Source organism: Sphingomonas yabuuchiae (assembly GCF_001477495.1).
In the GTDB taxonomy this organism is placed as follows: Bacteria; Pseudomonadota; Alphaproteobacteria; order Sphingomonadales; family Sphingomonadaceae; genus Sphingomonas; species Sphingomonas yabuuchiae_A.
The window spans coordinates 17222-27277 of the sequence record NZ_LDTF01000033.1 but is presented as its reverse complement, the minus strand read 5'-3'; the positions used below and the strand labels follow the sequence as shown (position 1 = coordinate 27277).

The following is a 10056-nucleotide window of genomic DNA, read 5'->3' as shown; positions in this document are numbered from 1 at the left end:
GCCGACCGCCAGCCCCTCGACCCCCGGCCCCACCGCCTCGATAACCCCCGCGCCCTCATGGCCAAGTACGGCGGGCAAAGGATAGGGCACGAACTGGTCGCGAAAGATCAGGTCGGTGTGACAAAGTCCCACCCCGGCGATCCTGACCCGGACCTCACCCGCGCGTGGCTCCTCGATCTCGACGGTCTCCAGGGTAAAATCGCCCTTGGGTTCGCGGGCAACGGCGGCAATGGTCTGCATGAATGACCTCGATCTATTGAAGGGTGTGGCGCCAGCCGCTGGGCGTGTCCCCGGCATATTGGCGAAAGGCGCGGGTGAAGTGGCTCTGGCTGGTAAAACCGGTCATCTCCGCCACCTGCGCGATGGAAAGGTCGGACTGGCCCAGCAGGTCGCGGGCGCGATCCAGCCGGGCTTTCATCACATATTGGTGCGGCGTCACGCCCGTCGCCCGCTTGAACACACGGCAGAAATGCGACGGTGTCAGCCCCGCCTGCGCGGCCAGGGCTTCCAGGCTGTGATCCTCCTCGGGCCGCCCGAGAATGTCGTTCATGATCTGGTGGATGCGATAGGCGGAGAAGTCTGCGCTGGGAAACGCGCCCTCGCCGCTCGGCGGCGAACTGCGCAGCGTATGCATCTTCAGCGCGTCGAGCAGCGTGCCGATATAGGCGGTTCGCTCGACCGTCTGCTCGGCATAGAGTTCGCTAAGTATCTGCCGTGTCAGCGCGATGCCCAGAGGATCGGCAAAGGCGAAGCGCATCTCCCGAAACCGCGCAACCGCGCGCTGGTCCTGCAATTGATCCATAGGAACCGAGACGGTGACGACATCCAGCTCCCCGTCGATCCGCCAGCCGGTGCTGCACCCGGCGGGCACGATGGTGGCGCATCCCGGAATGGAGCGGGAATGGCTCCACTGGTCGGCTTCCCAGAGCCGCGTGTCGGGCTTGCCACCGACATGCACGACGAAGACGGGATCGACGAGAGCGGGTAATTCATAACTGCCGATGAACTGCCTCCACCGGGCGAACTGCCATGAGCCCAGATTGACGCTGCGATCCGGCGCGCGGCCGAGCGTGTTGGCGATGATCTTCTCATTGCTGGGCGAAAGCTCTGCCACGTCCATCTCTCCTCATACAGCCCGCATGATGACGTCGAGGTTCTTAAGGCCGTTGATGAAGTTCGACCGGAACCGTCGCGGCGGTGCTTGCACTTCGAAAGATGTAACACGATCCGCCAGCAAGTCGAACGCGACCCGCAGCTGCATTTCCGCCAGCCGCGAGCCGACGCAGACATGCTGTCCCGACCCGAAACCGACATGCTGAGCGCCCTTGCGGGTGACGAGGAAGCGGTCGGCCTCGGGAAACACCGTCTCGTCGCGATTGGCGGAAATGTACCAGAGGACGACCTTGTCGCCCTTGGCGATACGTTGGCCACCGACGACCGTATCGTCCATCGCGGTGCGGCGCATATGCATGACCGGGCTGGCATAGCGGACCATCTCCGGCGTCGCGGTCTTCAGCACGTCGCGATCTTGCCGGATGGTCTTCCACTGGTCCGGGTTCCGCGACAGGGCGACGATGCTATGGCTTAGCGAGTTGCGCGTCGTCTCGTTGCCGCCGACCAGCACCAGGATCAGATTGCCGATGAAGTCGCGGAACGGCACCGGTTGCCCGTCGATCTCCGCATTGGCGAGCAGCGAGGCAATGTCGGAGGTCGGCTCCGCACGTCGCGCCTCGAACAGTTCCTGCCCGAAGGCGAAGAACTCGCCCAGCGTAGCCGCCATCGCCTCGGGACTCTGGCGGAACTCTGGATCGTCCTCGCCGACAAACGCATTGGTCCAGTCGTAGAGTTTGGGCCAGAGGTCGATCGACACGCCCAGCAGTTCGGCCAGCGTCATCAGCGGCAGTGGAGCCGACAGTAGCGGCACGACGTTCACCGCTTCGTTCAGCGGGATCGCGTCGATCAGCTTCGTCGCCCGCTCGCGGATACGCGTTTCGATATCACCCAGCCGGCCCGGCGACAGCGCGGGCATGATGAACTTGCGATAGCGGGTGTGGATCGGCGGATCGCGCGAGATGAAGGGGATGCCGATGGCGGACGCGCCCGCACCAGTCAGCCCGACTTCATTCTCGTTGAAGATGCGGTGCCCGCCATTCTCGTGCGCCGAGGAGAATAGCAGGGGCTGGCGCGACACCTCCACGATATCGGCATGACGCATGACGGACCAGAAGCCCGCGCCATCCGTCTCCGGGTTCCAGTGCACCGGATCGTCGCGGCGCAACGCCGCGAACAGGTCCCAGGGAACCCCCGCCTCATAGAGGCCGGGGTCCTTCAGGTCAGGGGTCGTGATCGTCGCCATGTCAGAATGCCACCCGGACAGAGCCGCCGAAGGTGCGCGGTGCGGCGGGAACAAGGAAGTTGTAGGGAAAGCCCGCCCCGCGCAGGTCGAGCCCGTAAGCATAGGTCCTGGCGTTCAGCAGGTTGGTGGCGAACGCCTTGATGGTGAAACGGCCGGTGGTCAGCGCAGCGGTCAGATTGACCTTGGCGAAACCCTTTTGCTGCAACTCGCTGTTCTGCTGCCCGGTGCCGATCGCGTTGATACCGTTGAACGGCGAAAAGTACTGGCGCGAGAAATAGGCGACGCTGGGCGAGACCGTCAGGCCGTTATTGCCGTCCTTGAACAGCGTCAGGTCCACCCCGCCCTGCGCGGTGAAGCGCGGCGCGAAGGGCAGGTCGTTGCCGTCCAGCCGGGTATTCTGAAGCGTCAGTTCCTTGTAGGTCGCATGAAGATAGCCCGCCGACGCGTTGATCGTCACCGCCGGGGTCAGCCGCCACCGCGCCTCGCCCTCGACGCCGTACACCTCGGCCTTCGGCGCGTTGACCAGGAAGGACACCGGGCCGGGCCGGGTGTCCTGCACCTGCTGGTTGATATAGTCATAATAGAAGCCCGACATGGTCAGGGTCAGCGCATTGTCGAAATAGCGCCCCTTCAGGCCCACTTCATAGGCATTCACCCGTTCCGGCGCGATATAGTTGATGCCTGCCGATGAGGTGTAGCCGCCGCCATTGAACGCGCCCGAGCGATAGCCGCGATTATAGCTGGCATAGATCAGCGTACCGCCCTCGAACGTGTAGTTCAGCGAAACCCGACCGGTCAGTGCATTGTTGCGACCATTCAGGGCGAACCGGGCATTGGGATTGTAAGGGCACGTTCCCGGCACTCCGGCGCAGGGCACCGTGGTCGCCAGCGGCGTCTCCGGCCCGCCGATATCGCCCGCGAACAGATACGCATAGCCGTCGCGATACTGGCTGCGATCCCAGGTATAGCGCGCACCCAGGGTCAGGCTCAGCCGCTCGGTCAGGTCGTAATCGCCCTGCGCGAAGACGGCATAGGACCGGCGAACCTGGCGATAATGCTGGAAGAATCCGCCATTGACCGTCGGCGCGATCGCCTGGCCGATGTTGAAGCGATTATCGGTAATCACCTCGTCCCAGCCATAGAAGCCGCCGCCCACCAGCTTCAGCCGGGTGCCGTTGTAGTTGAACCGAGCCTCCTCGCTGAACTGCTGGAAGCTCGACCGCCAGTTGATGTCGAGAATGTCGAGCGGCGATCCGTCAGCGGCCTGCTGCAAATTCTGCTTGCCGCCATCGCGCGACGTGATCGACGTGAAGACGACGGTCGGCGACACATCATAGGCGATGGTCGCCGATCCGCCATAGGCCTCGGTTCGGTTCAGCCCGATCCGGTTCTCATTGGTCTCGAAGAAGCCCAGCCCGCTGCGGAAGGCCCCCAAGCCATGGATCGCGGCCTGGCTGCCCTGATCGCGTCCGCCATAGACCTTCAACTTGATGTCGAGCGGGCCATTGCCGGGCCGGATGCGCAGCGACATCCGCCCCTGCAACGTGTCCTGCGAATTGCCGTCGCGCCCGCCGGGATAGACATTATGGATCTGCCCGTCGCCTTTCGCGTAATTGCCCGCGATGCGGACGCCCAATTGGTCCTCGACCATCGTCGCCTCGACTGCGGCTTGCGCGGTGAAGGTGTTGAAATTGCCGTAGCCCGCTTCGGCATAGCCTTCATTGCCGTGCAGGCTCGGCGCCTTGGTGATGAAGTTGATCGCGCCGCCCGTCGTGTTGCGACCGAACAACGTGCCCTGCGGCCCGCGCAGCACCTCCACGCGGTCCAGATCGAACAGGCCCATGCCATGCGCCGTGCGGCTGGCGAGATAGACGTCGTCGATATAGACGCCGATCGGTGACGCCTGATTGGAATTGTATTCGTTCGCGACGCTAATCCCGCGCAACGAAAAGTTGGGCTGGGTCTGGCCATAAGGGCTGCTGACTTGCAGGTTCGGCACCGCCACCGCCAGGTTGGCAGAGTTGGTGATGCCCTTGGTCACCAGCGCATCGCCGCCAATCGCCGAGATGGCGATGGGAACGGTCAGGATCGACTGGGCGCGCCGCTGCGCGGTCACGATGATATCCCCCGACGATACGCCGTCCTGTATGGGTGTGGCAGTATCCGCCTGGGGCGTTGCGTCGGTGGTGGGTGGCGTGCCCTGCCCCGCGTCGGCGCTTTGCGCCTGTGCCGCGAACGGGAACGCGAATGCCGCGCTGGCAAGCAGCGCCGCGCTGATCCTGGCCCTCATAGCCCTCTCCTATATTCGCAGAGACTCTGTGACGGCCTCTTGCTGGACTATGTGTAGATCAGGTCCGGTCAGGCGGCTTTGCATGGACCTGTCGCGCTTTTTGACATTTCTTGCGGAGGCCATGCGTTCCTTGCGCACGATCTGATAGCGCCCGTTTCACGACAGAGCGGGCCGCAATGGATGGCACCGCCGGATATGGAGAGCGAGATGGACTTCGATACGTCGTTCCACATGACGATCGGCGGCAAGCCGGTGTCCTCGGACAGCCTGTTCGACGTACTCAACCCGGCGACCGAGCAAGTGCTGGCCCAAGCCCCGGACGCGACGCGTGACCATCTCGACTCCGCCGTGATCGCTGCCCGCACCGCCTTTCCCGGCTGGGCCGCCACCCCCATCGCCGAGCGCCGCGCGCTGATCGACAAGCTCGGTGACGCGGTGATCGCCCATGCGGAGGACTTCAAGCGTCTCCTCACCGCCGAGCAGGGCAAGCCCCATGCCGATGCCTTTAACGAGGTGATGGGCGCCGGGCTCTGGCTGAAAGGTGCCGCGACGCTCGACCTGCCGGTGACGGTCAACGAGGACTCCGCAGACCGTTATAGCGAAACGCGCCGCGTTCCGATCGGCGTGGTCGGCGCCATCGCGCCGTGGAACTTCCCGATGGTGCTAGCGATATTCAAGGTTGGCCCGGCTCTACTCGCGGGCAACACGCTGGTCCTGAAGCCCTCCCCCTTCACGCCGCTGACGACGCTGAAGTTCGGCGAACTGGCCGCGACGATCCTGCCCCCCGGTGTGCTGAACGTCGTGACCGGCGGCGACAGCCTCGGCCCGTGGCTGACCGAGCATCCAGGCATCGACAAGGTCAGCTTCACCGGATCGACCGCGACCGGGCGGCGGGTCATGCAAAGCGCCTCGGCCACGCTGAAGCGCGTTACACTGGAGCTGGGGGGCAACGACGCCGCAATTGTCCTGCCCGACGCGGATGTCGAGGTGCTGGCGGAGCAGCTGTTCTGGGCGGCCTTCACCAATAACGGGCAGATCTGCATCGCGACCAAGCGCATGTATGTCCACCGCGACGTGTACGAACCGCTGAAGGAGGCGCTCGTCGCCTATGCACGAACGGTGCAAATTGGCGACGGGGCGCAACAGGGCGTACGGCTTGGCCCGATCAACAACCACCTGCAATATGAGCGCGTCCTCGACCTCATCCGCGACGCGCGCGACAAGGGCTATCGCTTCCTGCTCGGCGGCGAGGCGGCCGACACGCCCGGCTATTTCGTCCCCATCACCATCCTCGACAACCCGCCCGAGGATAGCCGCATCGTTCAGGAAGAGCAGTTCGGTCCCATCCTCCCCCTCCTCCGCTTCGATGACGTGGACGAGGTGATCGAGCGGGTGAATGCCAGCGAATATGGCCTCGGCGCCTCGATCTGGACGGGCAATCCGGACGCCGCCATGGATCTCGCTGCCCGGATCGCCAGCGGCACCGTCTGGATCAACGAGACCCAGCACCTCACGCCGTTCGCCGCCTTTGGGGGCATGAAGCAGTCGGGGCTTGGCGTCGAAGGCGGCACCGAGGGCCTGATGGAATATACCAATTCCCAGACCATCACCCGGCGGCGTTGACGATGGGCTCGAATTCTATCGAACTGGAACGCCGCCGCGAGCGCGCGCGCGCCGGTGGTGGCGAGAAGCGCGTGGCGGCGCAGCACGCCAAGGGCAAGCTGACCGCGCGCGAGCGGCTCGACGTGCTGCTCGACGAGGGCAGCTTCGAGGAACTCGATATGTTCGTCGAGCATAACTGCACCGACTTCGGCATGACCGAACAGGTCATCCCCGGCGACGGCGTGGTGACCGGCAGTGGCACGATCAACGGGCGGCTGGTGTTCGTGTTCAGCCAGGATTTCACCGTCTTCGGCGGCTCGCTGTCGGAGCGCCATGCGCAGAAGATCTGCAAGATCATGGACATGGCGATGAAGGTCGGCGCGCCCGTCATCGGCCTGAACGACAGCGGCGGCGCGCGCATCCAGGAGGGCGTGGCCAGCCTTGGCGGCTATGCCGAGGTGTTCCAGCGCAATGTGCTGGCGAGCGGGGTGGTGCCGCAGCTTTCGCTCATCATGGGACCGTGCGCGGGCGGCGCAGTGTACAGCCCGGCGATGACCGACTTCATCTTCATGGTGAAGGATTCGAGCTACATGTTCGTCACCGGCCCCGATGTGGTGAAGACGGTGACCAACGAGGTCGTGACCCAGGAAGCGCTGGGCGGCGCGGTGACGCACACCACCAGGACCGGCGTCGCCGACGTGGCGTTCGAGAACGATATCGAGGCGCTGCTGGCAGCGCGCGACTTCATCGACTTCCTGCCCGCCAACAACCGCGAAGGCGTGCCGGAGCGGCCGACCGCCGACGCCTGGGACCGCATCGAGGAAAGCCTCGACACGCTGATCCCGGCCAGCGCCAACCAGCCGTACGACATGCACGAGCTGCTGTCGAAGGTGGTCGACGAGGGCGATTTCTTCGAGGTGCAGCCTGCCCACGGCGCCAACATCATCACCGGCTTCGGCCGGATCGAGGGACGCACGGTCGGCTTCGTCGCCAACCAGCCGATGGTGCTGGCGGGGGTGCTCGACATCAATGCCAGCCGCAAGGCGGCGCGCTTCGTGCGCTTCTGCGATGCGTTCGATATTCCCATCGTGACCTTTGTCGACGTGCCCGGCTTCCTGCCCGGCACCGCGCAGGAGCATAACGGCATCATCAAGCATGGCGCGAAACTGCTCTTCGCCTATGCCGAGGCGACGGTGCCCAAGATCACCGTCATCACCCGCAAGGCTTATGGCGGCGCGTACGACGTGATGGCGTCCAAGCATCTGCGCGGCGACCTCAACTATGCCTGGCCGACCGCCGAGATCGCGGTGATGGGTGCGAAAGGCGCGGTCGAGATCATCTTCCGCGGCAAGACGCCGGAGGAGATCGCCGAGCGGACGGCGGAGTACGAGGCCCGCTTTGCCAACCCGTTCGTGGCGGCGAGCAAGGGTTTCGTGGACGAGGTGATCCAGCCGCACTCGACCCGCAGGCGGATCGCGCTGGGCCTGCGCAAGCTGCGCAACAAGGACCTCGCGAACCCATGGAAAAAGCATGACAACCTGCCGCTCTGAGCCCACACTATCCGACTGGGAGGCGCTTGCCGCGCGCGAGGTGAAGGGGCGTGACCTCGACTGGCAGACGCCGGAGGGGATCACGGTCAAGCCGCTCTACACCGCCGCCGATGTGGGCGAGGACCCCGGCCTGCCGGGCTTCGCACCGTTCACGCGCGGCGTGCGCGCGAGCATGTATGCGGGGCGGCCCTGGACGATCCGGCAATATGCGGGCTTCTCCACCGCCGAGGAATCCAACGCCTTTTATCGCCGCAATCTGGCGGCGGGGCAAAAAGGGCTGTCGGTCGCCTTCGATCTGGCAACGCACCGGGGTTACGACAGCGACCACCCGCGCGTGACCGGCGACGTGGGCAAGGCCGGTGTCGCGATCGATACGGTCGAGGATATGAAGATCCTGTTCGACGGCATCCCGCTCGATGCCATGTCGGTCTCGATGACGATGAACGGCGCGGTGATCCCGGTTCTGGCCTTCTTCATCGTGGCCGCCGAGGAACAGGGCGTTCACTGCTCCAAGCTGGAAGGGACCATCCAGAACGACATCCTCAAGGAGTTCATGGTCCGCAACACCTATATCTATCCGCCCGAGCCGAGCATGCGGATCATCTCGGACATCTTCGCCTATACGTCGGCCGAGATGCCCAGGTTCAACAGCATCTCGATCTCGGGCTATCACATGCAGGAGGCCGGGGCGACGCAGCTCCAGGAGCTGGCCTTCACCATCGCCGACGGCATGGAATATGTGAAATATGGCGTGGCCTCGGGCCTCGACATCGACACATTCGCCGGCCGCCTGTCCTTCTTCTTTGCGATCGGCATGAACTTCTTCATGGAGGTCGCCAAGCTCCGCGCGGCGCGCGTGCTGTGGCACCGGGCGATGACGCAGCTGGGCGCGAAGGACGAACGGTCGAAGATGCTGCGCACCCATTGCCAGACGAGCGGCGTGTCGCTGACTGAGCAGGACCCGTATAACAACGTCATCCGCACGACGATCGAGGCGATGGCCGCGATGCTGGGCGGCACCCAGTCGTTGCACACCAATGCGCTCGATGAAGCGATCGCGCTGCCGACCGACTTCTCCGCCCGGATTGCGCGCAACACGCAGATCGTGTTGCAGGAGGAAACGGGGATGACGAAGGTCGTCGATCCGCTGGGCGGCAGCTATTATGTCGAGAGCCTGACCCAGAGCCTGGTCGATGGTGCCTGGGAGCTGATCGAGCGGATCGAGGCCGAGGGCGGCATGGCCAAGGCGGTCGCTTCGGGCTGGCCCAAGGCGATGATCGAGGAAGCGAGCGCGGCGCGCGCGGCCAGGGTCGATCGTGGCGAGGATGTGATCGTCGGGGTCAACACATACCGGCTGGCCGACGAAGCGCCGGTCGAGATCCTGGATATCGACAATCACGCGGTGCGCGCAGGGCAGGTGGCGCGGATCGCGGCCGTAAAGGCCGCGCGCGACGAAGCGGCGACCCAAGCTGCGCTCGATGCGTTGCGTAGCGCCGCCAAAATTCCTCCCCTGCAAGGGGAGGTGGCATCGCGCAGCGATGACGGAGGGGTGTCGACGCCCGAGAGGGGGGACACCCCTCCGTCAGCGGCTGACGCCGCTGCCACCTCCCCCGCCGGGGGAGGAATGGGGACGAACCTGCTTGCGCTGGCCGTCGAAGCCGCCCGCGCCCGCGCGACCCTGGGCGAGATTTCCTCGGCGCTGGAGGATGCGTTCGGCCGCTATGGCACCCAGCCGACCCCGGTGTCCGGCGTGTATGGCGGCGCTTATGCCGAGGACGAACGCTGGGCGCGCCTGATCCGCGGCGTCGAGGCGGTCGAGCGCCGCCTGGGTCGCAAGCCCCGGCTCTTCGTCGCCAAGATGGGCCAGGACGGCCATGACCGGGGCGCGAACCTCGTCTCCTCGATGTTCGGCGACCTGGGGTTCGAGGTCGTGCCCGGCGCACTGTTCCAGACGCCGGAGGAAGCCGCGCAACTGGCGCTGGCCCGCGACGTCGATGTCGTCGGCGTGTCCAGCCTGGCGGCGGGGCACAAGACCCTCATTCCCGAACTGATCGGTCACCTTCGCGATGCGGGCCGCGCCGATATCAAGGTCATCGCGGGTGGCGTTATTCCCGCGCAGGACTATCAGGCGCTCTACGATGCCGGGGTGCAGGCGATTTTCGGCCCCGGCACCAATCTTGTGAAAGCGGCCGAGGATGTGCTGAGGCTGCTGGGCCATAATATGCCGCCCGAGACGGGCGAATGACAGGACACGACGT

At 65.1% G+C, this 10056-nt stretch carries 7 protein-coding genes; 3 read left to right on the top strand and 4 right to left on the bottom strand.

Annotated elements, in window-relative coordinates:
• The 4 genes from NS355_RS07930 to NS355_RS07915 form a co-directional block, all read right to left on the bottom strand.
• On the bottom strand, positions 1-240 hold a 240-nt coding region (locus NS355_RS07930; RefSeq protein ID WP_153008129.1), incomplete at its 3' end, for an alcohol dehydrogenase catalytic domain-containing protein.
• A gap of 13 nt (positions 241-253) precedes the next feature.
• On the bottom strand, positions 254-1114 hold the full coding sequence (locus NS355_RS07925) for a helix-turn-helix domain-containing protein (RefSeq protein WP_244489599.1): 861 nt from the start codon (positions 1112-1114) through the stop codon (positions 254-256).
• Between the two features lie 12 nt (positions 1115-1126).
• Positions 1127-2356 (bottom strand): cytochrome P450, encoded by a 1230-nt coding sequence (locus NS355_RS07920; protein ID WP_058745212.1) that lies wholly within the window; start codon positions 2354-2356, stop codon positions 1127-1129.
• Position 2357: 1 nt separating this feature from the next.
• Positions 2358-4646: a TonB-dependent receptor gene (locus NS355_RS07915; protein WP_058745211.1), complete on the bottom strand. Its 2289-nt coding sequence runs from the start codon at positions 4644-4646 to the stop codon at positions 2358-2360.
• Between the two features lie 207 nt (positions 4647-4853).
• Here NS355_RS07915 and NS355_RS07910 point away from each other — a divergent pair, with 207 nt between their 5' ends.
• The 3 genes from NS355_RS07910 to scpA are packed head-to-tail and all read left to right on the top strand — an operon-like array spanning position 4854 to position 10043.
• On the top strand, positions 4854-6269 hold the full coding sequence (locus tag NS355_RS07910) for an aldehyde dehydrogenase family protein (protein WP_058745216.1): 1416 nt from the start codon (positions 4854-4856) through the stop codon (positions 6267-6269).
• 2 nt (positions 6270-6271) lie between these two features.
• Positions 6272-7798 carry an acyl-CoA carboxylase subunit beta gene (locus NS355_RS07905; RefSeq protein WP_058745210.1) on the top strand — a complete coding sequence of 509 codons (1527 nt, stop codon included), beginning with the start codon at positions 6272-6274 and terminating at the stop codon, positions 7796-7798.
• Entirely contained in the window at positions 7779-10043 is a 2265-nt protein-coding gene (gene scpA / locus NS355_RS07900) for a methylmalonyl-CoA mutase (protein WP_058745209.1), read from the top strand. The genes NS355_RS07905 and scpA overlap by 20 nt, the downstream gene beginning before the upstream one ends.
• The last annotated feature ends 13 nt before the right edge of the window (positions 10044-10056 follow it).